At 63.3% G+C, this 26,587-nt stretch carries 29 protein-coding genes and 1 tRNA gene; 16 read left to right on the forward strand and 14 right to left on the reverse strand.

Translation table 11 applies throughout. The annotated features are described in order from the left end of the window. Positions 1 to 7 precede the first annotated feature (7 nt). Positions 8 to 3,130, reverse strand: coding sequence for an efflux RND transporter permease subunit (locus FHS78_RS04940; RefSeq protein WP_167091071.1), 3,123 nt, complete (start codon positions 3,128 to 3,130; stop codon positions 8 to 10). Beyond that, a complete protein-coding gene (locus FHS78_RS04945) occupies positions 3,127 to 4,224 on the reverse strand; it encodes an efflux RND transporter periplasmic adaptor subunit (RefSeq protein ID WP_167091074.1) in 1,098 nt (365 codons plus the stop codon). Before FHS78_RS04945 ends, FHS78_RS04940 begins: the two co-directional genes overlap by 4 nt. A gap of 158 nt (positions 4,225 to 4,382) precedes the next feature. Between FHS78_RS04945 and FHS78_RS04950 the strand changes: the two genes are divergently transcribed. Further along, complete coding sequence (locus FHS78_RS04950) at positions 4,383 to 5,399, forward strand: GNAT family N-acetyltransferase (protein ID WP_167091077.1); 1,017 nt, start codon at positions 4,383 to 4,385, stop codon at positions 5,397 to 5,399. A gap of 65 nt (positions 5,400 to 5,464) precedes the next feature. Here the strand turns inward: FHS78_RS04950 and FHS78_RS04955 are convergent, their stop codons facing one another. Then, positions 5,465 to 6,067: a superoxide dismutase gene (locus FHS78_RS04955; protein WP_167091080.1), complete on the reverse strand. Its 603-nt coding sequence runs from the start codon at positions 6,065 to 6,067 to the stop codon at positions 5,465 to 5,467. Positions 6,068 to 6,517: 450 nt separating this feature from the next. On the opposite strand from FHS78_RS04955, the gene FHS78_RS04960 reads away from it, so the two are divergent. Together FHS78_RS04960 and FHS78_RS04965 are read left to right on the forward strand one after the other, a co-directional pair. After that, positions 6,518 to 7,027, forward strand: a complete 510-nt coding sequence (locus FHS78_RS04960; RefSeq protein ID WP_167091083.1) for an Hsp20 family protein — start codon at positions 6,518 to 6,520, stop codon at positions 7,025 to 7,027. A gap of 106 nt (positions 7,028 to 7,133) precedes the next feature. Continuing rightward, on the forward strand, positions 7,134 to 7,445 hold the full coding sequence (locus FHS78_RS04965) for a DUF1150 family protein (RefSeq protein ID WP_167091086.1): 312 nt from the start codon (positions 7,134 to 7,136) through the stop codon (positions 7,443 to 7,445). A 90-nt stretch (positions 7,446 to 7,535) separates the two neighbouring features. Here FHS78_RS04965 and ptsN read toward each other — a convergent pair whose 3' ends face one another. The 8 genes from ptsN to FHS78_RS05005 form a co-directional block, all read right to left on the reverse strand. Then, positions 7,536 to 8,000, reverse strand: coding sequence for a PTS IIA-like nitrogen regulatory protein PtsN (gene ptsN / locus FHS78_RS04970; RefSeq protein WP_167091089.1), 465 nt, complete (start codon positions 7,998 to 8,000; stop codon positions 7,536 to 7,538). 109 nt (positions 8,001 to 8,109) lie between these two features. After that, on the reverse strand, positions 8,110 to 8,688 hold the full coding sequence (gene hpf / locus FHS78_RS04975) for a ribosome hibernation-promoting factor, HPF/YfiA family (RefSeq protein WP_167091091.1): 579 nt from the start codon (positions 8,686 to 8,688) through the stop codon (positions 8,110 to 8,112). Between the two features lie 266 nt (positions 8,689 to 8,954). After that, on the reverse strand, positions 8,955 to 10,484 hold the full coding sequence (gene rpoN / locus FHS78_RS04980; protein ID WP_167091094.1) for an RNA polymerase factor sigma-54: 1,530 nt from the start codon (positions 10,482 to 10,484) through the stop codon (positions 8,955 to 8,957). Between the two features lie 56 nt (positions 10,485 to 10,540). After that, positions 10,541 to 11,371, reverse strand: a complete 831-nt coding sequence (lptB, locus tag FHS78_RS04985) for an LPS export ABC transporter ATP-binding protein (RefSeq protein WP_167091097.1) — start codon at positions 11,369 to 11,371, stop codon at positions 10,541 to 10,543. 78 nt (positions 11,372 to 11,449) lie between these two features. Beyond that, entirely contained in the window at positions 11,450 to 12,064 is a 615-nt protein-coding gene (lptA, locus tag FHS78_RS04990) for a lipopolysaccharide transport periplasmic protein LptA (RefSeq protein WP_167091100.1), read from the reverse strand. Then, a complete protein-coding gene (lptC, locus tag FHS78_RS04995) occupies positions 12,061 to 12,819 on the reverse strand; it encodes an LPS export ABC transporter periplasmic protein LptC (protein WP_167091103.1) in 759 nt (252 codons plus the stop codon). Before lptC ends, lptA begins: the two co-directional genes overlap by 4 nt. A gap of 257 nt (positions 12,820 to 13,076) precedes the next feature. Then, positions 13,077 to 13,694 carry a ribonuclease D gene (locus FHS78_RS05000; RefSeq protein ID WP_167091106.1) on the reverse strand — a complete coding sequence of 206 codons (618 nt, stop codon included), beginning with the start codon at positions 13,692 to 13,694 and terminating at the stop codon, positions 13,077 to 13,079. Between the two features lie 49 nt (positions 13,695 to 13,743). After that, positions 13,744 to 13,830, reverse strand: a tRNA-Leu gene (locus FHS78_RS05005). Between the two features lie 185 nt (positions 13,831 to 14,015). Between FHS78_RS05005 and FHS78_RS05010 the strand changes: the two genes are divergently transcribed. The 4 genes from FHS78_RS05010 (at position 14,016) to queG (ending at position 17,397) form a co-directional block, all read left to right on the forward strand. Continuing rightward, positions 14,016 to 15,014, forward strand: a complete 999-nt coding sequence (locus tag FHS78_RS05010; RefSeq protein ID WP_167091109.1) for a complex I NDUFA9 subunit family protein — start codon at positions 14,016 to 14,018, stop codon at positions 15,012 to 15,014. 51 nt (positions 15,015 to 15,065) lie between these two features. Beyond that, positions 15,066 to 15,476, forward strand: coding sequence for a Cu(I)-responsive transcriptional regulator (gene cueR / locus FHS78_RS05015; RefSeq protein ID WP_167091113.1), 411 nt, complete (start codon positions 15,066 to 15,068; stop codon positions 15,474 to 15,476). 120 nt (positions 15,477 to 15,596) lie between these two features. Further along, positions 15,597 to 16,277, forward strand: a complete 681-nt coding sequence (locus tag FHS78_RS05020) for a glutathione S-transferase family protein (protein ID WP_167091117.1) — start codon at positions 15,597 to 15,599, stop codon at positions 16,275 to 16,277. After that, entirely contained in the window at positions 16,258 to 17,397 is a 1,140-nt protein-coding gene (gene queG / locus FHS78_RS05025; RefSeq protein WP_167091120.1) for a tRNA epoxyqueuosine(34) reductase QueG, read from the forward strand. Before FHS78_RS05020 ends, queG begins: the two co-directional genes overlap by 20 nt. A gap of 2 nt (positions 17,398 to 17,399) precedes the next feature. On the opposite strand, the gene FHS78_RS05030 is transcribed toward queG, so the two are convergent. After that, the gene (locus FHS78_RS05030) at positions 17,400 to 18,176 is read right to left on the reverse strand and encodes a tetratricopeptide repeat protein (protein ID WP_167091123.1); all 777 of its coding nucleotides are present in this window, start codon (positions 18,174 to 18,176) and stop codon (positions 17,400 to 17,402) included. Positions 18,177 to 18,242: 66 nt separating this feature from the next. Between FHS78_RS05030 and FHS78_RS05035 the strand changes: the two genes are divergently transcribed. Both FHS78_RS05035 and FHS78_RS05040 read left to right on the forward strand, forming a co-directional pair. Then, a complete protein-coding gene (locus FHS78_RS05035) occupies positions 18,243 to 19,109 on the forward strand; it encodes an SDR family oxidoreductase (protein ID WP_167091126.1) in 867 nt (288 codons plus the stop codon). Between the two features lie 93 nt (positions 19,110 to 19,202). After that, on the forward strand, positions 19,203 to 19,616 hold the full coding sequence (locus tag FHS78_RS05040; protein WP_167091129.1) for a translational machinery protein: 414 nt from the start codon (positions 19,203 to 19,205) through the stop codon (positions 19,614 to 19,616). A 7-nt stretch (positions 19,617 to 19,623) separates the two neighbouring features. On the opposite strand, the gene FHS78_RS05045 is transcribed toward FHS78_RS05040, so the two are convergent. Beyond that, complete coding sequence (locus FHS78_RS05045) at positions 19,624 to 20,421, reverse strand: alpha/beta hydrolase (RefSeq protein ID WP_167091132.1); 798 nt, start codon at positions 20,419 to 20,421, stop codon at positions 19,624 to 19,626. A gap of 77 nt (positions 20,422 to 20,498) precedes the next feature. Between FHS78_RS05045 and FHS78_RS05050 the strand changes: the two genes are divergently transcribed. From FHS78_RS05050 to infC, 3 genes are all read left to right on the forward strand, one after another. Further along, entirely contained in the window at positions 20,499 to 21,698 is a 1,200-nt protein-coding gene (locus tag FHS78_RS05050; protein ID WP_167091135.1) for a glycosyltransferase, read from the forward strand. Further along, complete coding sequence (locus FHS78_RS05055) at positions 21,695 to 22,051, forward strand: hypothetical protein (protein ID WP_167091137.1); 357 nt, start codon at positions 21,695 to 21,697, stop codon at positions 22,049 to 22,051. Before FHS78_RS05050 ends, FHS78_RS05055 begins: the two co-directional genes overlap by 4 nt. Before the next feature lie 174 nt (positions 22,052 to 22,225). Next, a complete protein-coding gene (gene infC, locus FHS78_RS05060) occupies positions 22,226 to 22,765 on the forward strand; it encodes a translation initiation factor IF-3 (protein ID WP_167091742.1) in 540 nt (179 codons plus the stop codon). Positions 22,766 to 22,822: 57 nt separating this feature from the next. On the opposite strand, the gene FHS78_RS05065 is transcribed toward infC, so the two are convergent. Further along, a complete protein-coding gene (locus FHS78_RS05065) occupies positions 22,823 to 23,782 on the reverse strand; it encodes a glycerophosphodiester phosphodiesterase family protein (RefSeq protein WP_167091140.1) in 960 nt (319 codons plus the stop codon). A 208-nt stretch (positions 23,783 to 23,990) separates the two neighbouring features. On the opposite strand from FHS78_RS05065, the gene FHS78_RS05070 reads away from it, so the two are divergent. The 4 genes from FHS78_RS05070 (at position 23,991) to FHS78_RS05085 (ending at position 26,497) form a co-directional block, all read left to right on the forward strand. Then, entirely contained in the window at positions 23,991 to 24,284 is a 294-nt protein-coding gene (locus FHS78_RS05070) for a hypothetical protein (RefSeq protein ID WP_167091143.1), read from the forward strand. A gap of 257 nt (positions 24,285 to 24,541) precedes the next feature. Continuing rightward, the gene (locus FHS78_RS05075; RefSeq protein ID WP_167091146.1) at positions 24,542 to 24,790 is read left to right on the forward strand and encodes a hypothetical protein; all 249 of its coding nucleotides are present in this window, start codon (positions 24,542 to 24,544) and stop codon (positions 24,788 to 24,790) included. A gap of 109 nt (positions 24,791 to 24,899) precedes the next feature. Further along, a complete protein-coding gene (locus FHS78_RS05080; protein WP_167091149.1) occupies positions 24,900 to 26,147 on the forward strand; it encodes an LLM class flavin-dependent oxidoreductase in 1,248 nt (415 codons plus the stop codon). Positions 26,148 to 26,158: 11 nt separating this feature from the next. Continuing rightward, positions 26,159 to 26,497, forward strand: coding sequence for an I78 family peptidase inhibitor (locus FHS78_RS05085; RefSeq protein WP_167091152.1), 339 nt, complete (start codon positions 26,159 to 26,161; stop codon positions 26,495 to 26,497). Positions 26,498 to 26,587 lie beyond the last annotated feature (90 nt).

Genomic DNA, 26,587 nt, shown 5'->3' on the forward strand with positions numbered 1-26,587 from the left:
CGGCCGTTCAGTCGGCGCTTTCCGGCAGCTCGACCTGCTGCGCGGCTTCGCGTTCCAGCCGTTTGCGCGTGTCGTCCGGCGCACCCGTATGGCGGGCGAGCGCCTGATAGGCGACCGGTACGACGAAAATCGTGAAGACGGTCGCGGAGATCACACCCGAAAACACGACCAGGCCGATGGCCGCGCGCGTTTCCGACCCCGCTCCGAAGGAAAGGATGAGCGGCACCGCGCCCGCCGCTGTCGTCACGCCTGTCATCAGGATGGGGCGCAGGCGAATGGTGGATGCTTCTATCAGCGCGTCGCGGAACGGGCGGCCTTCGCTGCGCAGCTGATTGGCGAACTCCACGATCAGAATGCCGTTCTTCGCCGCCAGCCCGACCAGCATGATAAGCCAAATCTGCGTATAGATGTTGAGCGAGCCGCCGGTGAGATAGATGCCCGCCAGCGCACCTGTCATGGCAAGCGGCACGGTGGCGATGATGATGACGGGATGGATGAAACTTTCGAACTGCGCCGCCAATACGAGGAACACGACGAGCAGGCCCAGCGTGAAAACGAAGGCGAGCGATCCGCCCGACTCGATGAAGTCGCGAGACTGACCCTTGTAGTCGATGACCGCCGACGCCGGCAGCTTCTCTCTTGCCTGGGTCCGCAGATAGTCCAGCGCGGCCCCCAGCGAATAGCCCTCGGCCAGATCGGCCTCGATGGTGATGGCGCGCACACGGTTGAACCGGTTGAGGCTCGACGGGCCGGCATATTCGGTCACTTTCACCAGATTGGCGAGCGGAATGAGCTCTCCGGTCCGGTTTGAGCGGACGAAGATATTGTTCATGTCCGCCGGCGTTCGCTGTTGGCTGCGCTCGCCCTCCAGGATCACGTCATATTCCTCGCCATCCTCGATATAGGTGGTGACGCGCCGGGACCCCATGAAGGTTTCGAGCGTACGGCCTATGTCGTCCACGGTGACGCCGAGATCGCCCGCCCGGTTCCGGTCGATGGAAACGCGGATCTGCGGTTTCGTTTCCTTGTAGTCGTCGTCCACGTTCAGCAGGTTCGGATTGTCCTGCCGTATCGTGTCTTCGAGAATGTCGCGCCATTCGGCAAGCTGCGCATAGGTGCCGCCGCCGATCACGAATTCGACGGGCTTCGACGTGCTGCCTCCAAAGCCCTGCCGCATGATGGGAGAAATGCGCACCCCGGCGAGATCGTTCGTCTTCTCGCGGATCTCGTCCATTATGACCCCGGCGGGCCGTCGGTCGCTCCAATCCGCCAATACGCAGATGGCGATGCCGGTATTGAAGCTCGACAGATTGCCGAAGCTGCGCGGTGCGCGTATCAGCAGGCGCTTCATCTCCCCGCTTTCGACATAGGGCGTCAATCGCGTCTCGATCTCGTCCATATAGTCGCTCATATAGGAAAAGGACGCGCCCTCGGGTCCGTTGACGGAAAGGAAGAACACGCCGCGATCTTCCTTCGGCGCATATTCCGACGGTATCGCGACAAAGAACGCATAGGCGGCGCCCACCAGGGCGAGGAAAACGCCAAAAGTGATGATGGGTTTGCCAAGCGCCTTGTCGAGCGCCTGCGCATACCCGCCTTGTAGCCGGTCGAAACCCGCATCGATCAGCCGCACCAGTTTCGGCTGGCCTTCCGGTTTCTTCAGCAACTTGGAGGCGAGCATGGGCGAGAGCGAAAGCGCCGCGAAGGCGGAAAAAGCGATGGCGGCCGCCATGGTCACCGCGAATTCGGTGAAGAGCCGTCCGATCTGGCCTTCGATGAAGGCAAGCGGCAGGAACACAGCCACCAGAACCAGTGTTGTCGCGATGACGGCGAAACCCACCTGTCTCGCCCCCCGAAAGGCGGCGACGAGCGGCGTCTCGCCTTCCTCCATCCGGCGATGGATGTTTTCCAGCACCACGATGGCATCGTCCACCACCAAGCCGATAGCGAGCACCAGCGCCAGCAGCGTCAGCAGGTTGATGGAAAATCCCAATGCGTAAAGCGCGATACACGAGGCGATGAGCGACACGGGCACTGTCGCCGCAGGGATGAGCGTGGCACGCAGGCTTCCCAGAAAGAGGAAGATCACCAGCACCACGAGGACGATCGCGATGCCGAGCGTTTTATAGACTTCCCGCACGGCCCCTTCCACGAACACGGAACGGTCGTAGCTCTGTTCGATCGACATGCCCCCGGGCAGGTCGCGGTTGACGAGCGCGGCTTCCCTTTTCGCCGCCGCCGCCACGGAGAGCGTATTGGCCTGGGACTGCTTGATAATGCCGAGCCCGACCATCACCACGCCATTGCCGCGATAGAAGGTCCGGTCTTCCTCCGCCGCGCGCTCCACACGTGCCACATCGCCGAGGCGTACCAGATAGCCGCCCGTGCCCCGCCCGAGAACCAGCGCGCTGAAATCGCCGGCGGTATGGAACCCGCGTTCCACGCGCGCGGTGAACTGGCGCTGCGTCGACTCCACGCTGCCCGCGGGCAGCTCCACATTCTCCGCTCTCAGCGCGTTTTCCACGTCGTCGACGGTCAGCCCGCGCGCGGCCAGCGCCGTCCGGTCGAGCCAGATGCGCATGGCATAGGAGCGTGCACCCGAGAGCCGGACCCGGGCCACCCCGTCCAGCACCGAAAAGCGGTCCACCAGGTAGCGCCGTGCATAATCCGTCAGCTCCAGCACGCTCATCTGCGTGCTCTGCACATTGAGCCACATGATGACGTCGTCGCTGGAGTCGACTTTCTGGATATCCGGCGGATCGGCGTCTTCGGGCAGATTGTCGACGACGCCCGACACGCGGTCGCGAATATCGTTGGCGGCTTCGTCCACATCGCGCCCGGGATTGAACTCGATGGTGATCTCCGATTCGCCGTCGCGGCTTTCCGAGCTGATGAAGGCGATGCCGGAAATGCCGGCGATCCGGTCTTCGATCACCTGCGTGATCCGTGTCTCGATCACCTGCGCCGCGGCGCCGGGATATTCCGTGTCGATGGAAACGATGGGCGGGTCGATATCGGGATATTCGCGCAAGGGCAGGCGTTCATAGGAGATGACCCCCACCGCGATCAGCAGGAGGCTCATCACGGCGGCGAAAACGGGCCGTGTGACCGATATGTCGGAGAGCTTCATTGCAGCTTCTCCACTTGCGTTGCGTCCGCCCGGTCCGCGGATTTGATGAGCTCGCGGATCGACTGGCCGGGCTTCGTTTCGCCGAGAACCCGCACATGATCTCCGTTACGAAGGCGCATCGCGCCATGCGTCACCAGAAGGTCGCCCGCATCGAGGCCTTGAAGGATTTCGACCTGGCCGGGCCGGCGCCCGCCGATTTTCACCTCGCGGCGTTCCACCTCATTGTCCCGCGCGCGGTGGACGACGAAGACGAAATTCTTCTCGCCTTCCGGCAGCAGTGCTTCCTCCGGCACGACCACGCCCTGGCGCGGCCGCTTCATCAGCTCGACCGTCATCAGCAGGCCGGGCTTTATCCTGAGATCGGGATTGGGCAGGACCGCGCGCGCCATCGTCGATCGCGTCGCCGGATCGACGCGGGGGGAAACGCTGCTGATCTCGCCGCGAAAGGTTTCGCCGCCCAGGGCTTCCGACGTCGCCTCGATTTCAAGTCCCGCGACCAGTTCGGAGATATGCGTGGCGGGGACGGAAAAATCGAGCTTGATCGGGTCGAGATCGTCCAGCGTCGTGATCACGGTGCCCGGCGTCACCAGGGCGCCGGGGCTGATATTGCGCAATCCCACCACGCCGTCGAAGGGCGCGCGGATCTGCCGGTCGGCCAGGCGCGACCGTGCCGCTTCCAGATTGGCCGTCGCCTCTTCCAGCGCGGACCGGCGTTCGTCGAGCGAAGCGGTTGTGGCATATTGCCGGCTTTCCAGCTTGCGCGCCCGGTCATAGGCGGTCTCGGCCTCGACGCGGCGTGCATCCGCCGCTCTGACCGCAGCTTCTTCTTCCGCGCGCTCCAGGCCGACGAGCAACTGCCCCTCCTTCACCCGGTCGCCATCGTCGAAGCCGATCTCGACAACTTTCTCGGTCACATTGGAGGTGATATCCACCGTCTCGTTGGAGCGCGTCGTGCCGATGGCTTCCACCCGGTCCACGAAACGCTGCAGCGTGGCCGTTGCGACCGCCACGGGCGGTCGCTGCTCCGCGGCAGCCGCGGGCAGGGCCCAGAGCGCAATCAGGCCGGCAAGGAAGAAACGGAAACGACGTGGCATAGGAGAACTCCGGCAAACTTTAAAAAGCTGTCGAGTATCGCTGCTCCCCCCAACGATTATGTGACTGTAATCCATTTTGGCGGAATTCGCGCCGACGATTGTCGGGAGGGATCGAATGTCGGTTGAGGCATCGGTTCCGCACCGCATAATTACGCCTGATGGCTGGAGAAATTCGCTACATACCCGTCTGGCAGGCACATAATCCGCATATCCGCGCAGATGCGATGGCGCTCTGGGCGAGGCTGAAGGTGTTGCCGGCACAGGCCGATCCCGTTGCCCGTGCCGACGAGATCTGCATGGCGGCCTATGACGGCAATCGGCTGGTCGGCGTGGAAACCTGCCGCGTGCGTTTTCTTGCCGCGCTCGATGCCCGCTTCGCCTTCACCAATGTGCTGGTGGACCCCGATTATCGGCAATGCGGGATTTCGTCGGCCCTCCTCCTGCATTCCTACTACCTGCTGGCGGGGTGGGCGCAGGCCCATCCCGAAGAGCGTCTCGCCGGAACGGGCTTCGTCCTCGTCAATCCGAAACTGGGGCGCCGCCCCGTTGTCGGCGACGGCTTCTTCCTGATCGGCTTCAGCCATGAAGGCCATCAGCTGCGGATTACATGGTTCGAGAATTACCGCCTGCACGATCGCGATCTCGCGCTGTCTTCAGGCTCCGGGCATGCGCTGCGCTGGGAATGGGCGTGGCGGCGCAATGCTTCGGGCCCCGTCGCCGATGCGATGGCGCTCTGGACGAAACTGGGCATGCGGCCCCGAGGCGTCGAGACCAGAGACAGGACGGCGGAGATCAGCCTTGTCGGCTATGACGGGGAAAGGCCCGTCGCGGTTTCCACCGTGAAGCCCGTTTTCCATCCCGGGCTGGGCGAAATCTTTGCAGGCCTGTCCCTGGTCGTCGATCCGGCCTACGCGCATGCGGATGTCCGGCACAGAATGGCGAAGGAGAATTTCAGTCGGCTGGAGCAATGGTCGGCCGCCGATCCCGGCAAGCCGTGGGCCGGGCTGATGACGGTCTATGAAGACCCTGAAATGGGGGCCTTCCCGGTCGATCCGTCCGGCCTCGTTCTCGCAGGATATGCGAAATCGGGCGGTCAGATCAGGCTCAACTGGTTCGCGCATGCACAGGTGGAACCGGGGCGGGCGGTGGAGAAGCCTTTTTTGCTTTCCGGTTGAATTCGGCATGAAAAAGCCGCGCGCAGGGTCTGCGCGCGGCTCGTCTTGTTCCGTATGCGGAAACGTCAGATCGCCGCTTCGTAGTTCGCCTCGGCGAATTCCCAGTTGATCAGGTGATCGACGAAGGTCGCCAGATAGTCCGGACGGCGGTTCTGGTAGTCGAGATAATAGGTGTGCTCCCACACATCGGTGGTGAGGATCGGCACGTCCTTGCCGGTGATCGGCGTCTCGGCATTGGCGGTGCCATAGACGGCGAGCTTGCCTTCCGGCTTCAGCACCAGCCAGGCATAGCCCGAGCCGAACTGGCCGGCGCCCACCTTCTTGAACTCGTCCTTGAACTGTTCCAGGCCGCCGAAATCTTCCTTGATCTTGTCGGCCAGCTTGCCCTTGGGCTCGCCGCCGCCATTCGGCTTCATCGAATTCCAGTAGAAGGTGTGATTCCACACCTGGGCGGCGTTGTTGAACACGCCCTTCTTGGAGGTGTCGCCCGCGACCTTGCGGATCAGCTCGACAAGTTCCAGATCGGCAAGCTCGGTGCCCTCGATCAGCTTGTTGCCATTGGTCACATAGGCCTGATGGTGCTTGCCATAGTGAAAGGACAGCGTCTCGGCGGAAATATGCGGCGCGAGGGCATCCATTTCATAGGGAAGTTTGGGGAGTTCGAGCATGGGGCTTCTCCTTACTGGTTTGACGCGGCCCCGGCATTCTCGGGGCCGGACCGGTCCGACGCATACGCAACAGAACGCCGCGTATCTCGGATTGTCCGCATGGGATGCGGGCTTGTTTATATGCCCCCACTAATCGGAGATGCGGGCCGGATTTTCAAGACGGTATAAAAAATTTATTAGGGAACAAAGCGACTTATGAGCAAGCGCATAATCCCTAAAAAATTGTGGGTAATGCGGCCGCGGCGCGGAGGCGACGGCTAAACCCTTGAGTTCGTGGCACGAATTTTCGGCAGAGCGCGCATCGCCGCTTGTGCCCGCACCGGTGCGATGAACTTGCAACGGCGCGACGGAATTACCACATCTTACGGAACGGTGCCCATTCCGGGGCCGTGCCCTGCGGGGGTGCCCGCGGGGTGGAGCAAAGTCGCTTGGAAGAGGACTTTGAAGGCCATGAGCCGTATGACGCAGTTCAACAGCCCGTTTCTGCTCGGTTTTGAACAGATCGAGCAACTTCTGGATCGTGTGGCGAAATCCTCCGACGGATATCCGCCCTACAATGTCGAGCAGTTGCCTGCGCCGGCGGAAGATGGCGAAGCGGCCGGCTCGGACATGCTGCGGATCACGCTGGCGGTTGCCGGCTTCTCCCGTGACGAACTATCCGTCACCGTCGAGGACAACCAGCTCGTCATCCAGGGCCGCCAGCGTGAGGAGAACGACGCGAATTACCTTCATCGCGGCATCGCCGCCCGCCAGTTCCAGCGCAAATTCGTGCTGGCAGAAGGTGTGGAGGTCGTCGGCGCCAGGCTGGAGCACGGTCTTTTGATTATCGACCTTCTTCGCCCCGAACCGGCAAAAACAGTCCGCCGGATCGAAATCGACGATGGCGACGGAAGAACGAAGGGGTCACCCATCTCTTCCTCGAAACCCGGACGCAAACGGATCGAGGAGGATGCGGTCTGAATTGAAGCGCGTCGGGAGACGAGACGCGCGGCAATGAAACGACCGTCGAGGTCGTCGCATGGCGCTGAGACAAGGCCCGCGGCGAACCGTCTGAAAGGAGTATGACATGCGTAAGGACAATGACCGGTTCGACGATACCGGAAACGAAATACCGAATGCCGGCTGGGGCGCGGAGGATCTGCGTACGCTGAGCGACGAGGCTTTCGCCAATGCGGGCGTGGGCAACATCGTCTATGTGCGGGAGGTTCTGGCAGGCGACCTGGTGTCGGAGTTCGGCAACGAGATCGATGTGCCCGCCGATACCGTTCTCTACTCGGTCCATGCCGCCAATGGCGAGCGCATGGCCGTGCTGGACAATCGCGATGCCGCCTTTGCCGGCGCGCGCCAGTACGACCTGGAACCCGTAAGCGTACACTGACGGGCGCAACAGGCGTCGAATTCGACAGGCTGAAAATGCGAAGCCCCGCCGTCTCCGGCGGGGCTTTTGCGTTTGCGGGGTCTGACGCGCTCAGACGGCGCTGGTTGCGGCCGGTTCGGTCAGGATGGCGTAAAGCGCGGCGGCATCGTCGGTCGCGCGGAGCTTTTCCACTACCGCGCCGTTCCGCAGCAGGCGCGACACGCGCGCCAGCGCTTTCAGATGGTCCGCGCCCGCGCTTTCCGGCGCAAGCAGCAGGAAGATCAGGTCCACCGGCTGGTCGTCCACCGATTCGAAATCGATCGGCGTGTCGAGCCGCGCAAACAGCCCGTGCAGCCGATCCAGTTCGCCCAGCTTGCCATGCGGAATGGCAATGCCCTGGCCCACGCCCGTGGAGCCCAGGCGCTCGCGCTCGAGCAGCGTTTCGAAGATAGAGCGCTCGGAGACGCCGGTGAGGTCCGCCGCGCGCGCGGCGAGTTCCTGCAGCGCCTGCTTTTTGCTGGTGACCTTGAGATGCGCAAGCACCCCTTCCGGCCGTACCAGATCTTCAAGCTCCATGATCCGCACCCTGTTCTGCTGAGGCTGTGGCCGAAGCGCGTGTCCATGCGCCGGGCGGGTGCCGGGCAGGGGACGTGCGCTGGCTAGAGCGGTAAAGCTTCTCACGGTCTCAAGCCTTTTGTGAATCGCGGCTGGTATCGACCCAGCCGATATTGCCGTCCTGACGCCGGTAGACGAGACAGAGGCCGCCATCGCCATTGCGGAACATGACGAAGGGCGCGTCGCTCAGATCCATGCGCATGACCGCATCGCCCACGCTGAGTTTCGGAATGTCCGTCGTGCCTTCGGCGATGATGACCGGCTGCGCGTCCTCTTCGACTTCCTCATTCTCGGAGACCGCCTCGATCACGAAGGACGGCACCGTCTCGGCGGGGAGTTCGGGCTTGTTGTTGTTGTTGTGGTTTTTCAGCTTGCGCTTGTAGCGCCTGAGCCTCTTCTCCAGCCGTTCCAGCGCGGCGTCGAAGGCGGCATAGACTTCCGTCGCCTGGCCCTCGGCCTTCACATACATGCCGGAACTCAGATGCACCGCGCAATCGGCGCGATAGTTGAATCCGTCCTTGGTGATGGTGACGTTCGCATCTACCGGACGATCGAAATATTTGTCGACGGCGGCTTCGAGCCTGTCGGTAACATGGGTGCGGAGCGCATCTCCGATGTCGAGATGATGGCCGCTGACCTGAACCTGCATTGAGAGACCTTTCCGGGTCGCAATGTCCCGATGGACTGCCTGTGGCGAAGCGCGCCGCCCTGTCCGCGGGGCCTCGCCCCGAGCCAGGATTGGCTTCTGCTATCTGCCGCGTCGCGGAGATTCTATCTGCCACGCCGTCATCAAGCGCGTGGAAACTAGTGGGGCCGCCATAAGGTGTCAACCGGGACCCTGATAGAGCCTTAAGATCGTTTTGAATCAGTGTGTTACGGGTTTATCCGGCACTCTGCCGCATGGCGCCGGCCCGCTCAGGCATAGGCCTTCTTTTCCCGCCGCCGCTGGACCGAGGACGGGATGCTCAGGGCTTCCCGGTACTTCGCCACGGTGCGCCGGGCGATGTCGATCCCCTGGCCTTTCAGGATTTCCACGATGTTGTCGTCGGAAAGAACGGCGTCCGGCCGCTCCGAATCGATCAGTTCCTTGATGCGATGGCGCACCGATTCCGCCGAATGCGACGCGCCGCCTTCCGTTCCGGCGATGGCCGAGGTGAAGAAATATTTCAGCTCGAATATCCCGCGCGGCGTGGCGATGTATTTGTTCGAGGTCACGCGGCTGACGGTGGATTCGTGCATCGAGATCGCATCCGCTACCGTCTTCAGGTTCAGCGGCCGCAAATGCTGCACGCCATACATCAGGAAGGCATCCTGCTGCCGGATGATTTCGGACGCCACTTTCAGGATCGTGCGCGCGCGCTGGTCGAGGCTCTTCACCAGCCAGTTCGCATTGTTGAGGCATTCCGACACATAGGCCTTGGCCTTGGCGTCCGCGAGGCTGGAGACTTCCGCGTAATATTGCTGGTTCACCAGAACCCGCGGCAGCGTTTCGGAATTGATCTCGACGAGCCAGCCACCGTCCGATCCCCGCCTGACGAACACGTCCGGAATGACCGGCACCACCGGTTCGTCGCCGAACGCAAGGCCGGGCTTGGGGTTGCAGGCACGGATGTCCTCGATCATGCCGGCGATGTCGTCGCGGTCCGCGCCGGTGACCTTCATGAGCTGGTCGAAATCGCGCTTGGCGAAAAGCTCCAGGTGATCGAGGAAGTTCTCCATGGTCGGATCGAGCCGGTCGCGCTCGGCAAGCTGGATCGCGAGGCATTCTTTCAGGTTGCGCGCGCAGACGCCCGCCGGCTCGAAACCTTGCAGAACCTCGAGCACGCTGAGCACGTCCTCGATTTCCGCGCCGAGCCGTTCCGCAATCTCTTCCATGTCGGCGGTGATGTAGCCGGCCTCGTTCACCTGGTCGATGAGGTAGGCGCCGATCAGGCGGTCCTGCGGCACTTTGAGGGACATCTGCATCTGTTCGGTGAGATGTTCCGAAAGCGTTGCCTCGCGCGTCAGCGTGGCTTCGAAGCTGTATTCGTCGCTGCCCTGTCCGCCGCCGCCGGAGGTTCTGAGCGACTGCCAGTCGGAGCTTGAGGAGCCCGCGGCGGCCGCTTCGTTCTGCACGTCGCTGCGCGCCTCGTCGGCATAGACATTGTCGTAATCGGTATCGAGGTCGCTTTCCCGGCCGGGCAGGGGGGAATCTTCGCTGAGGGAGAGCTGGTCCTCTGACCACCGCGTCTCGGAGGACGATTCGGCAGCGGTGTCGTCGCGGGAGCGCTCGTTCTCGGGCTCGCCCGAACCGGATTCGAGCAGCGGATTGCGCTCGAGTTCCTGTTCGACATATTCGGCAAGCTCGAGATTGGAAAGCTGCAGCAGCTTGATCGCCTGCTGCAGTTGCGGCGTCATGACAAGGCTCTGGCCTTGTCTCATCTCCAGCCGCGGTGCGAGCGCCATGAGCTCCTATGCCCCCCGTCCGTTACGCATTACGATCTCAAGCCCCGTCATCTTCGTCACAGGCTGAACCGGTCGCCGAGATAGAGACGGCGCACATCTTCATTGCCCACGATTTCGGAAGGCTCGCCTTCCATCAGCACCTGGCCATCGTGAATGATGACCGCGTGGTCGATCAGTTCCAGCGTCTCGCGCACATTGTGGTCGGTGACCAGCACGCCGATGCCCCTGTCCTTCAGATGCGCCACGAGATCGCGGATATCGCCGATCGCGATCGGGTCGATACCGGCGAACGGTTCGTCGAGCAGCATGAAGGAGGGTTGCGTGGCCAGCGCGCGCGCGATTTCCACGCGCCGCCTTTCGCCGCCCGACAGCGCAATGGACGGCGTGCGGCGCAAATGGGTGATCGAGAATTCCGCCAGCAGATCGTCCAGCGCCGTCTCGCGCCTGTCGCGGTCGCGTTCCACCACTTCCAGCGTCGCGCGGATATTCTGCTCCACGGTAAGGCCGCGAAAGATCGAGGCCTCCTGCGGCAGATAGCCGATGCCCATGCGCGCGCGCCGGTACATCGGCAGTTCGGTCACGTTGAGACCGTCAAGCGCGATGCTGCCGTAATCGGGCCGGATGAGGCCGGTAATCATGTAGAAGACGGTGGTCTTGCCGGCGCCGTTCGGGCCCAGAAGGCCCACGGCCTCGCCCCGGTGGAGGTTGAAGCTGACGCCGCGGACGACGGGCCGTCCCTTGAAGCTCTTGCCGATCTTTTCGACCTGAAGCCCGGCATTGCGGGTGACCAGCTGCGGCCCGCCATCGGCGGAACCGGAGGCTTTTTGCCCCCCTTCCGCGTTTGCGGCGCGCTGTGTCGCGCGATGTCCGGTCTGGATCGAAGTCATTGCCACCTCAGCCTTGAAAGCTCATCAAAGGACACTTGGCATTAAAATTGTATGAAATGCCGCGGATTACCAAGCCCCTTATTCCGCCCCGTTGTCCTCGGGAGGCTGGAAAAGGCCTTTGACCCGCCCGTTTCCGCCATTTTCCGTCCCCCCGGACGAATTGCCGCCGGTCACGCGGCTCTCGCCGCTATTGAGGTCGACGAAGAGCCTGGTCCCCCGGATGACGTTCTCGCCCTGCCGCAGCACGACGCTGTCGCCCATATTGATGCGCCGCGTGGCGACCTGGTATTCGGCCCAGTTGCCGCTCGCCGATTGCTGGTCCGGCGCGCTCACATGCACGCTGCCCGTGGCCCGGATCCTCTCGATCCGGTTGCCGCCATTCCCCTGCTTGTTGACATAGAAGACGGTCAGCCGGTCCGCTTTCATGCGCACGTCGCCCTGCACCACGACCACATTGCCTGCGAAGGTGGCGGTGCCTTTCTTGTCGGCAACTTCCAGCCGGTCGGATTCGATTTCGATCGGCGCATCGGGCTCATTGGCGAAACCGGTCATGCCCTGCGCCTGCGCCGTCGTGGCGGCGCCGAGGCATATCGGGGCGAGCAGGGCGCCCAGCAGAAGGGCATGGCGCAATGCGGGGCGCCTCGCCCCGATGCCCGCAAGGCGTCCTGCCCGGACGGTCGTCAATCGCTTCATTGTGCCCCCTCGTTCTGATCGTCCGGCGTACCGGCTTGCGTCTCGTCCTGGCTTGCATCGGATCCGGAATCGCCGCCCGGATAGATCGTCGCCTTCACCCGGCCGCGGAAATTGATGATCTCCGACATATTGTCGGCGGACATGCTGTCGGCGCGCAGCGTGCCCATCGGCCCCTGACCCCAGACCTCGTCGTCGCTCTCGACCGTTCCCTTGTCGAAATTCACATCCGCTTGCCTTGCGTGGAATTCATACCCTTGCGTGGTGAAGAGATCGACCTTGTCGTCGAGCTTAAGCGTCTGGCGGTCGGTGTCGAGAAGGCCCTTGGCGGCATTCAGCGTCAGCCAGCCATTCGTATCGTCGGTCTTCAGGTCCGCGTCGATATTTTCCAGCCGCACGAGATTGGGCTGCGTGGCGTCCTGCGTTGCGGTATCCGCGTTCAGCTCATAGGGGCGGCCGTCCTGGTTGAGGCCGCTCACGCGCGGGCTCACCATGCGCAGATCGTCATTCTGGGTGGCGATGTCGCGAAACGTGATGTCGAGCTTGTCGTCGCTATCGAAAAATCCCGAATAGACGAAAAGCGAGACGAAAAGTACCACGGCGGCGCCCGGCAGCAGGAATTTCATGAAGCTGACGAAACGGCTGTAGCTCGATTTGGCGGGGCCGTCGCCCCCCGACGGCATGCCGTGTCCGACAGAGGTGTGAGAAGGGGCGCCGCGGCCATTGCGCGGCGCCTGCCGTCCTGCCGGTTCGTCCATCTGGTCTTGCTCCACTTGCGGCACGGTCGTTCTTCTTGCGTTTCGTCTGGCGGATTCGGGCGGTTTCACGCTCGTCCCGAAGCCTTTTTGCTGCAGGAGGGGGCCGCATGGGACAGCCTTTGCCGGCCGGCAAACCGGCCATTGGCCGCGCGCCTTGAGTATGCGCGCAAGCCTTTCCGGGCGTCAAATGGCCAGATCCCCGTGATGCGGGAAAAAATGACGCCTTTTCAAGGAGATGGAGAGAGGTTCGCGCAGAATCAATGCGCGAAAATGTCCTCTTCCGCCCAGCCCGAGAGATCGAGCGAGGCGCGCACCGGCAGGAAGGCGAAGCAGGCCTTGGCAAGCTCCATCCGGCCTTCGCGCATCAGCATGCCGTCCAGCGTTTCCTTCAGCGCATGCAGATGCAGCACGTCGGACGCCGCATAGGCCATCTGCGCATCGCTGAGCTGATCGGCGCCCCAGTCCGAGCTTTGCTGCTGCTTGGACATGTCGACGCCCAGCAGTTCCCGGGAAAGGTCTTTCAGCCCGTGCCGGTCGGTATAGGTGCGTACCAGCTTGGAGGCGATCTTGGTGCAATAGACCGGCGTCGTGACCACGCCCAGATAGCGCTGCATCATGGCGACGTCGAAACGCGCGAAATGGAAGATCTTCAGCACGTTCTGGTCGGCCATCAGCGCCCGCAGATTGGGGGCGTTATACGTGCCGCGGTCGAGCTGGACAAGATGGGCGGTGCCGTCGCCCGCCGACAGCTGAACCACGCAGAGCTGGTCGCGATGCGGGTTCAGTCCCATCGTCTCGGTGTCGACGGCCACGCTGTCGCCGAAGGTCAGTCCGTCGGGAAGATCGCCCTTGTGAAGCGTGATCGTATCCGACATCGGCGCTCCGCTCGGCAGGCGGCGCGGATGCGCCGCCGAAGAAAGAGAATGGTGCCCAGGAGAAGACTCGAACTTCCACGCCCTTGCAGGCGCCAGCACCTGAAGCTGGTGCGTCTACCAATTCCGCCACCTGGGCACTTGGAGGCGTTGACTTAAAGAGGCGGGCAGGGTTTGTCAATCGGATGAAGGGCTCATTCCCGCCTTTTTGATGCTCGCCGGCCTGCAGGGCCTTTCGGGGGACTTTGCTGCAAGGCACCATTGGGCTATCTAGGGGTGGAGTTCTGGCCGCAGGGCTTACCAACGCGTTCACTCGAGGCAGGCATGTCGAATTCCACGGAAATCCGGATCAAACGGCTCAAACCCGGCGCGACCATCGCCATATTCGGCGCATCCGGCTTTCTCGGGCGCCACATCGTCCAGAATCTGGCCGCGCGCGGGTATCGCATCCGCGCGGCGGTGCGCCGGCCCAACGAGGCAATGTTCCTGAGGCCCATGGGCGCCGTCGGCCAGGTCGAGCCGTTTCAGGCCAATGTGCGCGACGATGCCTCCGTTGAGGCGGCCATTCGCGGCGCCGATGCCGTGATCAATCTGGTCGGCATTCTTTCCGAAAGCGGCAAGCAGACTTTCCAGTCCGTCCAGAGCGAGGGCGCGGTCCGCGTGGCGCGCGCGGCGAAGGCGGCGGGGATTTCCGTCTTCGTGCAGATGTCGGCCCTGGGCGCGGATGCCGAAAGCGGGTCCGACTATGCCCGCACCAAGGCCGAAGGCGAAGCCGCGGTGCGCGAGACGCTGCCGGAAGCGGTGATCCTGCGTCCTTCCATCGTCTTCGGGCCGCAGGACGGCTTCTTCAACCGTTTTGCCGCGATGACGCTCGTCTCGCCTGCCCTGCCGCTCATCGGCGGCGGCAAGACGAAGTTCCAGCCGGTTTATGTGAAGGATGTGGCCGAAGCCGTGGCCCGCGTGCTGGAGCGGCCCGATACCGCCGGCAAGACCTATGAGCTGGGCGGCCCGGACACGCGCAGCTTCAGGGAACTGATGGAACTGACGCTGCGCGAAATCGGCCGCAAGCGCGTTCTGCTGCCGCTGCCTTTCGCACTGGCGAGCTTCATCGGCTGGTTCACACAGTTTTTGCCCGGTGCGCCGCTCACCGTCGATCAGGTCCGCCTTCTCCGTCACGACAATGTGGTGAGCGAGGAAGCGCGCAATGAAGGCCGCACACTGGAAGGTCTGGGCATCAAGCCGGTCATGGCGGAGGCGATTCTCGAAACCTATCTTTTCCGCTTCCACCGTCAGGGCCAGTATGCCCAGTATAAAACCAGCTAGGTACAAAACCGGTTAGGGGCGGCAAGTGCCGCCTATCGCGAAGGAGCCGGCATGAATATCGGCGAAGCGGCGACAAGATCGGGCGTTCCCGCCAAGACGATCCGCTATTACGAGGATATCTCGCTGATCGACGCCCCGCGCCGCGGGACGAACGGCTATCGCGATTATTCGCAGGACGATGTCCATACGCTGCGCTTCATCGCCCATGCGCGAGGGCTCGGTTTCACCGTTGCGCAATGCCGGGACCTGCTGGCGCTCTACAACGACCGCGACCGCAACAGCGCCGATGTAAAGCAGATTGCCCGGGACCATATTTCGGAGATCGACCGCAAGATTGACGAGCTCCGGTCCATGCGAGCGACGCTCGACAGGCTCGCCCGCAAATGCCATGGCGACGAGCGTCCCGACTGCCCGATTCTCGACGAGCTGTCCGCCGACATTGCCGGCGAGAAGGAGGGCTGAAGGAGCGGAGGGGCGATTTCGCTTAACGGCGGCGGTGTTTGCGCGATAGTAATGAAACGCAGCGATTCACCTGTCGTATCCTAGCCCCGCGGCTTTTTTCCCCACTGCCAGATTGCCGATATGCGCACCCTCTTTCACATGCCTATTTCTCCGGCCTGCCGGACTTTGCGCCTTCTGATGGCGGAAAAGGACATTGCCTTCGAGCTCGTCGAGGAGAAGGACTGGGAACGGCGGCTGGAATTCCTCGCTCTCAATCCGGCGGGCGAGGTTCCCGTGCTGGTGGAGGAGGATGGCGAGCCGCTGGCCGGCGTTATGGCGATTGCCGAATATCTGGAAGAAACCTGCCCCGACGCCCCGCTCCTGCCGGGGGATGCGAAGGCGCGCGCCGAAGTGCGCCGCATCGTGGACTGGTTCGACCGGAAATTCGCCGCGGAGGTGAGCGAAGGCCTGCTCTTCGAGAAGGTGACGAAACGCTACCTCCATGCCAGCCAGGGCGGCGGCGGGCCGGAAATGGCCGTGGTGCGCGCCGCGCTCCACAATCTGCGCTACCACCTGGATTACATCAGCTATCTGATGGAAGAGCGGAACTGGCTGGCGGGCGAGGCGCTCACCCTTGCCGACCTCACCGCGGGTGCGCATCTTTCCTGTCTCGACTATGTCGGGGACGTGCCCTGGAACCAGTATCCGGCGGCCAAGGAATGGTACATGAAGCTGAAATCGCGCCCGGCCTTCCGGGGCATTCTCGCCGATCATGTGCCCGGCATGCCGCCCCCGAAATTCTATGCCAATCTCGACTTCTGAAAACGCGGATCTGAAGACGCGCATCGCGGCGAAAGCGCGCGAGGCGGGTTTCGATGCGGTCGGCTTTGCGCGCGCCGATGCGCGGCCCGACCTGCCCGCGAGACTGTCGCGCTGGCTGGAGCTGCGCCGGCAGGGCGATATGGGCTGGATGGAAGAGACGGCCGCGCGGCGCGCCGACCCGCTGACGCTCTGGCCGGAGGCGAAAACCGTCGTCATGCTCGCCATGAATTACGGCCCGGCGGAAGACCCGCTGCCCCGGCTGAAATGGCGCGACCGGGCCGTCGTCTCCGTCTATGCGCAGAACCGCGACTATCACGATCTGGTCAAGAAGAGGCTCAAACGGGTTGCCCGCTGGCTGGCGGAAGAGGCGGGGGTGGAGGTGAAGGTCTTCGTCGACACCGCGCCGGTGATGGAAAAGCCTTTCGCGGAAGCGGCAGGGATCGGCTGGCAGGGCAAGCACACCAATCTCGTTTCGACCGAGCTTGGCTCATGGTTCTTTCTCGGCGCCATTTTCACCACGCAGGCGCTGGAACCCGACACGGCCCATGACGACCGTTGCGGCTCCTGCCGGGCATGTCAGGACATCTGTCCGACAGATGCGTTCCCGCGGCCCTACGAACTCGATGCGACGCGCTGCATCTCCTATCTCACCATCGAGCATAAGGGACATATTCCGCGCGAGTTCCGCCGCCCGATGGGCAATCGCATCTATGGCTGCGACGATTGTCTGGCCGTCTGTCCCTGGAACAAGTTTGCGCATGAGGCGCGCGAGACGGCTTTCCATCCGCGAGAAGACCTGCTGTCGCCGCTTCTTGCCGATCTCGTCGCGCTGGACGATACGGCGTTCCGTGCCCGCTTTTCAGGCTCGCCGGTCAAGCGGATCGGGCGCGACCGCTTCATCCGCAATGTGCTGGTCGCCATCGGCAATGCCGGCGATCCGGCCCTGGCGATCCATGCCGAACGCCTGCTGTCCGATCCCTCGCCGCTTGTGCGGGCCATGGCGGTCTGGGCGCTGGGCGAATTGCTGGACGGGACGCAACTGGCGGTATTGGCAAGAGAGTATCTGCCACGGGAAGAAGATGCGGATGTGCGGGCCGAGTGGCACTCGGCCGCCGGCTGACCCTATTCCGTATCGAGCAGTCTGCGGGCTTCCTGTGCCTCCGGCGCATCGGCGCGGCCGGTCTCTTCGGCAAAGCGCACCACGTCCTGCCAGTCCACCCGCGCCGCCGCGACCTGTCCGAGATCGGCGCGCACGCGCCCGCGCTCGAGCAGCACGTCGAGACGGTGCCGGGCCGTCTCCGCCGCGCGGTTGATGTCGACCTCGGAGGCTTTGGGATAACCGAGCTTGCGATTGGCGGTCGACCGCATCACCAGCGCGTCGATGGTGAAGGGCTCGCGCGCCAGCGCCTCGCTGGTATCGGACCGCACGGCCTTCCAGTCGCCGGCCAGCGCATCCTGCCTGGCCCGGCCGATATAGTATTCCGCCTCGTCCGGCTCGCGGGCAATCGCATACCCGAACGCCCGGCGCGCCTGTGCATAGTCCCCGGCAAGGCCCCAGGCATCGCCCGCCTGCGCATAGACCTTGGCGCGCTCTGTGTCCGGCGCACCCGTCATCGCCTCGGCGAGATCGAAGAACAGAAAGGCCGCTTTCTCGTGCCGGCCCTGCGCGCTCAGGGCCAGTCCCTCGCAATGCGTCGCGGCGATGAGGGCACCGTCCGTCTTGGCCGCCTTGCGCCATGCCGCCGCCTGTTTTTCGGCATCGGCGGGATTTTTCTGCACGAGGTCGAGGCAGGACTGATAGTCGTTTACCTTCCCGCTTGCCGCGCTCGCCTGCGACGCATAGGTGAGAGGGACGAGCACGGCGAGAAGGCCGAGGAGATATGTCGGGTTCCGTTTCATGGCCGGTAAGGTCGGGGAGCGGCGCGCGAAAGACAAGTTAAAACGGCGGAATTTATGAGCGATCGGATGAGCAAGCGTTTGTTCTGTTTCGGGTTCGGTTTCAGCGCCGAAGCGCTGGCGCGTCGTCTCGCGCCGAAGGGCTTTGCGGTCGCGGGCACCACGCGCAGCGAGGCGAAGGCGATGCGCATGAAGGCCGAAGACGTCGAGCCCTGGCTTTTTGCGGACGGGAAGGGAATCGCCGACCCGGAAAGGGCGCTGGCCGGGACGACCCATCTCCTCGTGTCCACGCCGCCGGGACAGGAGGGCGATCCCGTGCTGGCCGCTCACGCGGGGTTTCTCAGCCGCCTCGCGCCACAGCTTGAGTGGGTGGGCTATCTCTCCACCACGGGCGTCTATGGCGACCGGCAGGGCGAGTGGGTGGATGAGGAAAGCGCGCTGACGCCTGACACGGAACGCGGCCTGCGTCGCGTCCGTGCCGAAGAAGACTGGCGTGCGCTGGGCGCGCCGCTCCACATCTTTCGTCTGGCCGGCATCTATGGGCCGGGCCGCAACCAGCTTCGCAGCCTGAAGGACGGCAAGGCAAAGCGCATCGTGAAACCCGGGCAGGTCTTTTCGCGCATCCATGTGGACGACATTGCCGCGGTCCTGGAAGCCTCCATTGCCAGACCCGATCCGGGAGCGGCCTATAATGTCTGCGACGACGAGCCTGCACCGCCGCAGGATGTCGTTCTCTATGCGGCGGAGCTTCTATGCATGACGCCGCCACCCGAAATCCCCTTCGAGGAAGCGGAGCTCTCACCCATGGCGGCGAGCTTCTATGCCGATTCCAAGCGCGTCTCCAACCGGCGCATCAGGCAGGAGCTCGGGGTGGATCTTTCCTTCCCGACCTACCGCGAGGGCCTGAAGGCTCTGCTGGACAGCGGCCGGTTTTGAGGGGCAGGCCCGTATAACCCCTTATTGCCGCTGTCATGCGGGCTTGGTAGCGATGGTGACGCATCGTTTCGCGCTTACGGAGAAGAAGCCCCCATGCCGCACCAAATGTCGCACCATTTCCACGCCATCGTCTGGATCGACCATCACGAGGCCCGCATCCTCGATTTCAATCCCGACGATACGCAGAGCGAGACGGTGCATCCGCGCCACCCGGTAAAGCATCTGCATGTGAAGGCGGGCACCCTGTCGAGCTGGCGCGCGCCGGAAGACAAGGATTATTTCGACGAGGTGTCGACGAAGCTCGCCGATATCGGCGAAGTGCTGCTGGTCGGTCCGGCCAATGCGAAATTCGAGCTCTACAAATATCTGCAGGCGAAACATCCGCAGACGGCGGAGAAGGTCGTCGGCATCGAAACCGTCGACCACCCCACCAATGGCGAGTTGGTAAACTATGCGAAGGCCTATTTCATGAAGGCCGACCGCATGCTGCCGCAGATCGTCGAATAAAGGCGGCCTATCGCTCCGATTCCGCGATCATTGCTTCGATCTCGCCCGTCAGCCGTGCAATGTCGGCGGGCGTGGAGAGGCGGTGATCGCCGCGCTTGGAAAGAGTGATCGTCACATCGTCGCTTTCCAGCATCTCGACGAGCTTCATGGCGTGTTGCCAGGGCACGTCCTCGTCCTTCATGCCCTGGAGAATACGCACCGGGCAGGTGAGCGGAACGGGCTTGTCGAGCAGCATGTGCTCGCGCCCCTCTTCGATGAGTTTCATCGAGATTTCATAGGGCTCGTCGTCATAATCCGAGGGCTGGCGATAGATGCCGTCGCGTTTCAGCGTCGCCTTCACCTCGTCGGAGAAGCCTTCCCACATCAGCGCCTGCGTGAAATCCGGCGCGGGCGCGATGAGCACCAGGCCGCGCACGCGCTCCGGACGGGACAGCGCGGCCAGAAGTGCAACCCAGCCGCCCATGCTGGAGCCGATCAGGATCTGCGGTCCCGCCGTCTTCTCGTCGATCATGGCCAGCGCATCGTCGCGCCAGCGCCCGATCGTGCCTTCGGTGAACCTCCCGGAGGACGCGCCATGACCGAAATAGTCGAAACGAAGGAAGGGGCGCCGGGCCGTCTTCGCCCAGTCGGCCAGCGCCGTGGCCTTGGTGCCTGTCATGTCGGACTTGAAACCGCCGAGCCAGGTGAGGCCCGTGGGCCCCGCGGGCGCGGGCGGCATTTCGCGCATATAGGCGATCGTCTCGGCCTCTGCGCCGGGCGTGATCGGCGGGCGGGCGAACTTGCCCGTTTCGGTCGTCTCGGTCATCTTGGGCATCCTCGAACGATCTTCTCTAAAGGCCGCGCCTAACCTGTGGCTTCGCGCGCCGAACCGCAAGGACCGACATGACTCCCGACCGCAATCCGTTTGCCGATCTGGGTAAGCCGACGATCCTGCAGGTGATCCCGGCGCTGGAAACGGGCGGGGCGGAGCGCACCACGGTGGATGTCGCCCGCGCGGTCGTCGCGGCGGGCGGGCGGGCGCTGGTCGCCAGCCGGGGCGGGCGCATGGTGCCGGAGCTGGAGGCGGTCGGCGGCGAACATATCGAGCTTGCCGCCCATTCCAAGAACCCGGTGGTGATGGCCCTCAATGTGGAGCGCCTGACGCGCCTCATCGAGCGCGAGGGCGTCAGCCTCGTTCATGCGCGAAGCCGCGCCCCGGCCTGGAGCGCGCTTGCCGCGGCGCGCCGCTCGGGGCGCCCCTTCGTCACCACCTATCACTCCAGGGTGCATGACAGGCCCCGCCTCAAGGTCTTCTACAATTCCGTCATGGCGAAGGGCGACGCCGTCATCGCCAACAGCGAATACACCGCGCAGCGCATCCGCCATATTCACACGCCGGACGAGGCCCGTGTCTTCACCGTCCCCCGGGGCGTCGATATCGCCGGGCTGGATGCGGACAAGGTCGAACCCCTGCGCATGGAGATGCTGCGCGAGGCATGGAAGCCCTATGAGCTGGGCCCTCTCTTCATCCATCCCGCGCGGCTGACGCGCTGGAAGGGGCAGTTCCTCTCCATCGAAGCGGCGAAGATCCTCTTCGAGGAAGGCGTCACCGCCTTTTCGCTCTGCATTGTCGGCGACCATCAGGCGCGCGAAAGCTACAAGGCCGAACTGGAACGCCAGATTACGGATGCCCGGTTGGGGCCGCATGTGCGCATCTGCGGCAATTGCGACGACATGCCCGCGGCCTATGCGCTGGCCGATGCCGTGATCTCGCCTTCCATCGAACCCGAACCCTTCGGCCGCACGGCGGTGGAAGCGCAGGCCATGGCGCGGCCCGTCATCGTCTCCGATGCGGGCGGTCAGCGCGAGACGGTGCGCGATCCCTCGGATGAAGGCGGTGTCGAGCAGGCGACGGGCCTTCGCGTGCCCGCCGGCGATGCCGGGGCGCTCGCGGCGGCGATGCGGAAAATCATCGATATGAGCGAGGCCGAACGTCACGCCATGGGCCGGAACGGGCGGATGAACGCGGTGGCGCATTATTCGGTCGGCGCCATGTGCCACGCGACGCTCGATATCTATGCGCGCCTGCTGGCCGCGAAATGACTGAAAAGGGCACGGCTCCCGGCCCGATCATGGTCATGATGCTTCATGGCGGCCCGGACCGCCTGAAATCCGCGCTTGAGCGCATATCCGCCGCCCATCCCGGCGCGGCGCTGCTGCTTCTGAGCCATGCGGGCGCCGAAGCCCCGCCGGAGATCCCCCTTGCCGCCCATTGGCGGGACGGCAATATGCGCGGTCCCTTGCGGTTTCTGGCGCTTTCCCGCCGCCTGTCATGGGCGGGCGCGGCGTGCGGTTACGACCTTGCGCCGACCGCCCGAAGCCGGTTTCTGCGCCGGTCGGTGAGGCCCGCCATCCCCTGGCATGAGGTGGAAAAGACGTTGCCGCCCGTTTCTTGACTTGCGGCGTCGACATCTCAAATCTATAGCATTGCAGCGTAAACCCTGCGGTCGGGGCTTCCGGCGAAGCTCCGTCATGCCACGAAGGAGAAAAAGGCATCGGCCTTTCTCCGGCTGGCATGAAGGTCTGAGTAGGAAAACAGGCCGGCTGCCCAGTTCGAAGGAGACCAGTTCATAGCTCGCAGACCGCACCAGGCGCCCGCACCGTCAAAAGACGGCCCGCGCGTCAACGACATGATTACCGAACGCACTGTGCTGCTGATCGACGCCGAAGGCGAGAAGCGCGGCGAGGTGCCGATCGAGGAAGCCATGCAGATGGCCGACGAATCCGGCCTGGATCTGGTCGAGGTGTCGCCCAATGCGAAGCCTCCCGTATGCAAGCTGCTCGATTACGGCAAGTTCAAATACCAGGCCCAGAAAAAGGCCAATGAGGCGCGCAAGAAGCAGAAGACCGTCGAGGTCAAGGAAATCAAGATGCGCCCCAACATCGACACGCATGACTACGAAGTGAAGATGCGCTCCATGCTCCGCTTCTTCGACGAAGGGGACAAGGTCAAGGTGACGCTCCGCTTCCGTGGCCGCGAGATGGCGCATCAGGAACTCGGCATGCAGCTCCTGAACAAGGTGAAGGAGGAGGTCGACGAGATCGCCAAGGTCGAATCCTATCCCCGCCTCGAAGGCCGCCAGATGGTCATGGTGCTGGCGCCGCGCTGACGCCTGCATTGGACGAAGACGAAAAGGGCCCGGCGGATTCCGCCGGGCTTTTTGCGTTCAACGCGGAGAAAGGACCCTCGACAGCCGGTCCGGCCGGTCGGTCAGGATCGCATCGACGCCGAGCGCGATGAGGCGCCGCATCTCTTCTTCGTCGTCTACCGTCCAGCAGGACACCGAGAGCCCTGCCTCGCGGCAGAAGGCGACGCTCGCCGCCGTCACGTCGCCATGCCAGGCGAACCAGCCGTCGGTAGGCGCGGCGGTGATGGCCTTCAGCATGCGTGTGGCGAAATCCGGTCCTTCCCGCTCCCGCCAGTCATAGCCGTTCGCCCAGGGCGCGCCCGCGGCGGAGATGGCGCGCAATGTCTCGTCCTGCGAGCCCGGCTTGTCCCGCGCGGCGGAGGGGTCTTCCGGATCGATCTGGTGGAAGGGCAACGTGGTGAAAGCGTTCTCGATTTCCGGTGCGATCTCCTTTGCCCGCGCCAGCGCCCGCCAGTCGAAGGAGACGAAGGTCACCTGCTCCGAAAGCCCGTGCTCGCGCGTTAGCGCCACGGCGGCTTCCGCAAGCATGGCGGGATCGGCGGATTGGCTGAGGTCCAGCAGCGCGGTCTTCAACTCCACATAAAGCCGGAAATCCGCACCCGCCTTTTCCTTCGCCAGCGCATAGACGTCGCGGAGCGCCGGAATGCGCGCCCCGTCGAAAGATGTCTGCTCCGGATAGCGCGCCGAATACCCCGCACCGGGACGTAGTCGCCCGATGTCGTAGCGCTGCATTTCCTCGAAGGTGAGGTTTTTCAGGAGCGGGGTCGGGCGCGTCAGCCAGTCGCCGCCGGGCCCGCGGGCGATGGCGGGTTTCAGGCTCTCATCGTGATGGACGGCCAGTGTCCCGTCCGATGACAGATGCACATCGAGCTCGATCCCGTCCGCACCGGATGCGATGGCCCGCTCGAAGGCTTCCATGGTGTTTTCCGGCCAGAGGCCCGCGCCGCCCCGATGAGCGACCTTCAATACCCGTCCCAACCCCGTTCTCCGCCATTTTTGTGCGACCCGTTGCGAGGGAGGCTAGCCGCGAAGCCCTCCGCCGTCCATTGCTCCGGATTGGAGTGAATTCTCCCTGTTCGGCGCGCGTGATTCACCAATACCAAATTGAAAGGAGTAAAACTAAGGATGTACCCAAGGGCAGGCAGTCGGAAAGGTCTGTTTGCCGGAAAAAGGCGGAGTGAACGGAATGGTTTCAATCTTGAAGCGCATGTTCGGAAAGGCGATCCCGCACCGGCGCCGGGTTTCCTATTACGATTCCCAGACTTTCATGCGGCGGGCACTGGAAAACACCGGTTTTATCGACCTGATACGCTTTTCCGACGAGGAACTGGAGCAGGTCATCGCGGCCAACAAGAATTCCGGCTGGGTAGACGCGGCCCGTCGCGAAATGAAAACAAGGCGGGAAATCCGGCAGAAGCTCGGTATCCGCGAAGGCGAGCGGCAGGAATTTCCCGGGCGGGACGGCCTGGCCGCCGAGTAGCGCCGGCCCGATCGGTTTCACGCCAATCCATATGCGTCATGAAACCGACTGAATTCGGTGTTGGAATGACGATGTGAGCTGGCTTTACTCCACAAAAAATATGTGAAAATGTTGCCGGCAATGTTGCGCGACGCGAATGCCATGCCGCCAAGGTCCGTTGCCGCGACAAGAGCGGCCGACATGTCGCGAGAGGAAGAACGCCCAGGGTTTTTGCACTCGGAAGAAGCTCGCCTTCTTCCCGACGAGCCGGAAGCGTCATGCCTGTACTCTCATTCTGGCGCCGGTTTTTCGGGCGCCGCAGACGACACAAGACTTCTTTCTACGACTCCCAGCATCTGATGCGCGAGGCCGCGCGGGAAGATGTGTCGGGGTCGCTGCGTCATCTGTCCGATGAAGCGCTGCGGGAGATCGTCGACACGGAAAGCGGCAAGCCCCGAGGGGAAGGTGCGCGCGCCGAGCTGGAGAAGCGCCGCGAAAAGACGGACCGGTGCGGCGGTGCCGACTAGGCTGCATGTTGCAGCGCATGAAAATCTTTTGCCCGCGCCGCCTTTGCAAGAAGCAGGGTCGGGGTGTCTATAATCCTCCCAACGACAAAAAAAGATTTGGGAGGATCTCATGCGTTTCGGCGTTTTTTATGAATTGCAGCTTCCGCGGCCATGGGGAGAGGGCGACGAACACCGTCTTTTCCATGAGGCGCTGGAGCAGGTCGTGCTGGCCGACCGACTGGGGTATGACCATGCATGGGAAGTGGAGCATCACTTCCTGGAGGAATATTCGCATTCCTCCGCACCCGAAGTATTTCTCGCCGCCGCCGCCGCGCGGACGGAAAACATCCGGATCGGCCACGGCATCCGGCAGGTGATCCCGAACTACAATCATCCCGCCCGCACGGCCGAGGCGCTGGCGACCCTCGACATCATGTCGAACGGGCGCGTCGAATTCGGTTTCGGCGAAGGCGCGACGCGGTTGGAGCTTGGCGGCTTCAATATCTCCGCCAAGGAAAAACGCGCCATCGCCATCGAGGCGGCGGAGCAGATCGCCAACATGATGACCATGACGCCCTATCCGGGGTTCGAGGGGCAGTATTTTTCCATGCCCTGCCGCAATGTGATCCCGAAGCCCATGCAGAACCCGCATCCGCCCATGTGGATGGCCTGCACCAATCGCGACACGATCCGCGTCGCCGCGCAGCTCGGTGTGGGCGCGCTTGCCTTCTCCTTCGTCGATCCGGAAGAGGCGAAGAACTGGACCGACATCTATTACGGCATCATCAAGTCCGACGAGTGCAGGCCCATCGGGCATTCGGTGAACGCCAACATCGCCATGGTGTCGAACTTCTCGCTGCATCATGACCGCGCGGAAGCCATCCGCCGCGGCCATGAAGGTTTCGAGTTCTTCGGCTATGCGCTGAATGCACTTGTTGCGCACGACACCGTGCCGGGCCGCTCCAACCTCTGGGGCAGCTATATCGATGCGCGCGGCAACCGGACCGAGGAAATCGTTGAGGCGTCCAAACGCGCCGACGCGATCGCCACCGGCATCGGCACACCGGACGACATGCGAAAGCATCTCGCCGCTTTCGAGGAGGCGGGCGTCGATCAGGTGATCTTCATGCAGCAGGCGGGCCGCAACAAACACGAAGAGATCTGCGAGTCGCTGGAACTTTTCGCCGCCGAAGTCATGCCGGACTTCGCCGCCCGCCGCGCGGAGCGGGAAAAGAGGAAGGCGGAAGAATTGGCGCCCTATATCGAGGCTGCGTTGAAGCGCAAGAACTGGATGCAGCCGCTTGCCGACGAGGACATCCCGGTCGTCCAGGCATCGGTGAAGAAGGCGCAGGTCAACCAGAATTCGGCAGCCGATTGAGGAAGATTGTCATGCGGCCGGAAAGATATGCACTCGTCTCGATAATGATCTGTGCGGGCTTTCTGGCCGCATGCGACCAGGAGGGAGCGTCCATGCCGGCGCACAAGCCACCTGAGCAGAGTTCCAGAATGGCGGAAGGCTGCAGTGCGGTAGCAGCGGGATTTGCAGATCAATGGGTAGGCAAGCCTTATGAGGAGCTGCAGCATATGCTCGAAATTTCCCGTGTGGCGCATATCAGCCGGACCCGCTTCTTCGAGAAAGGCTCCATGCTCACCATGGATCACGTGCCGGATCGGCTGAATGTCGAATATGACAAGGACGGGAAACTCATCCGGATCTTTTGCGGCTGATTGTGGCGTTTAGGCACAGATCGCATATTCTCCCGGCGGGGCGGAAAATAATAATTTCTTAAATAGCATTCTTCATGCTTCTTCCGACGG

It is taken from the genome of Parvibaculum indicum, from assembly GCF_011762095.1.
GTDB classification, from domain to species: Bacteria; Pseudomonadota; Alphaproteobacteria; order Parvibaculales; family Parvibaculaceae; genus Parvibaculum; species Parvibaculum indicum.

Coding starts and splice junctions, on each gene's coding strand:
- FHS78_RS04940 (WP_167091071.1), bottom strand. CDS start 3,130: ATGAAGCTCTCCGACATATCGGTCACACGGCCCGTTTTCGCCGCCGTG.
- FHS78_RS04945 (WP_167091074.1), bottom strand. CDS start 4,224: ATGCCACGTCGTTTCCGTTTCTTCCTTGCCGGCCTGATTGCGCTCTGG.
- FHS78_RS04950 (WP_167091077.1), top strand. CDS start 4,383: ATGGCTGGAGAAATTCGCTACATACCCGTCTGGCAGGCACATAATCCG.
- FHS78_RS04955 (WP_167091080.1), bottom strand. CDS start 6,067: ATGCTCGAACTCCCCAAACTTCCCTATGAAATGGATGCCCTCGCGCCG.
- FHS78_RS04960 (WP_167091083.1), top strand. CDS start 6,518: ATGAGCCGTATGACGCAGTTCAACAGCCCGTTTCTGCTCGGTTTTGAA.
- FHS78_RS04965 (WP_167091086.1), top strand. CDS start 7,134: ATGCGTAAGGACAATGACCGGTTCGACGATACCGGAAACGAAATACCG.
- ptsN (WP_167091089.1), bottom strand. CDS start 8,000: ATGGAGCTTGAAGATCTGGTACGGCCGGAAGGGGTGCTTGCGCATCTC.
- hpf (WP_167091091.1), bottom strand. CDS start 8,688: ATGCAGGTTCAGGTCAGCGGCCATCATCTCGACATCGGAGATGCGCTC.
- rpoN (WP_167091094.1), bottom strand. CDS start 10,484: ATGGCGCTCGCACCGCGGCTGGAGATGAGACAAGGCCAGAGCCTTGTC.
- lptB (WP_167091097.1), bottom strand. CDS start 11,371: ATGACTTCGATCCAGACCGGACATCGCGCGACACAGCGCGCCGCAAAC.
- lptA (WP_167091100.1), bottom strand. CDS start 12,064: ATGAAGCGATTGACGACCGTCCGGGCAGGACGCCTTGCGGGCATCGGG.
- lptC (WP_167091103.1), bottom strand. CDS start 12,819: ATGGACGAACCGGCAGGACGGCAGGCGCCGCGCAATGGCCGCGGCGCC.
- FHS78_RS05000 (WP_167091106.1), bottom strand. CDS start 13,694: ATGTCGGATACGATCACGCTTCACAAGGGCGATCTTCCCGACGGACTG.
- FHS78_RS05010 (WP_167091109.1), top strand. CDS start 14,016: ATGTCGAATTCCACGGAAATCCGGATCAAACGGCTCAAACCCGGCGCG.
- cueR (WP_167091113.1), top strand. CDS start 15,066: ATGAATATCGGCGAAGCGGCGACAAGATCGGGCGTTCCCGCCAAGACG.
- FHS78_RS05020 (WP_167091117.1), top strand. CDS start 15,597: ATGCGCACCCTCTTTCACATGCCTATTTCTCCGGCCTGCCGGACTTTG.
- queG (WP_167091120.1), top strand. CDS start 16,258: ATGCCAATCTCGACTTCTGAAAACGCGGATCTGAAGACGCGCATCGCG.
- FHS78_RS05030 (WP_167091123.1), bottom strand. CDS start 18,176: ATGAAACGGAACCCGACATATCTCCTCGGCCTTCTCGCCGTGCTCGTC.
- FHS78_RS05035 (WP_167091126.1), top strand. CDS start 18,243: ATGAGCAAGCGTTTGTTCTGTTTCGGGTTCGGTTTCAGCGCCGAAGCG.
- FHS78_RS05040 (WP_167091129.1), top strand. CDS start 19,203: ATGCCGCACCAAATGTCGCACCATTTCCACGCCATCGTCTGGATCGAC.
- FHS78_RS05045 (WP_167091132.1), bottom strand. CDS start 20,421: ATGACCGAGACGACCGAAACGGGCAAGTTCGCCCGCCCGCCGATCACG.
- FHS78_RS05050 (WP_167091135.1), top strand. CDS start 20,499: ATGACTCCCGACCGCAATCCGTTTGCCGATCTGGGTAAGCCGACGATC.
- FHS78_RS05055 (WP_167091137.1), top strand. CDS start 21,695: ATGACTGAAAAGGGCACGGCTCCCGGCCCGATCATGGTCATGATGCTT.
- FHS78_RS05070 (WP_167091143.1), top strand. CDS start 23,991: ATGGTTTCAATCTTGAAGCGCATGTTCGGAAAGGCGATCCCGCACCGG.
- FHS78_RS05075 (WP_167091146.1), top strand. CDS start 24,542: ATGCCTGTACTCTCATTCTGGCGCCGGTTTTTCGGGCGCCGCAGACGA.
- FHS78_RS05080 (WP_167091149.1), top strand. CDS start 24,900: ATGCGTTTCGGCGTTTTTTATGAATTGCAGCTTCCGCGGCCATGGGGA.
- FHS78_RS05085 (WP_167091152.1), top strand. CDS start 26,159: ATGCGGCCGGAAAGATATGCACTCGTCTCGATAATGATCTGTGCGGGC.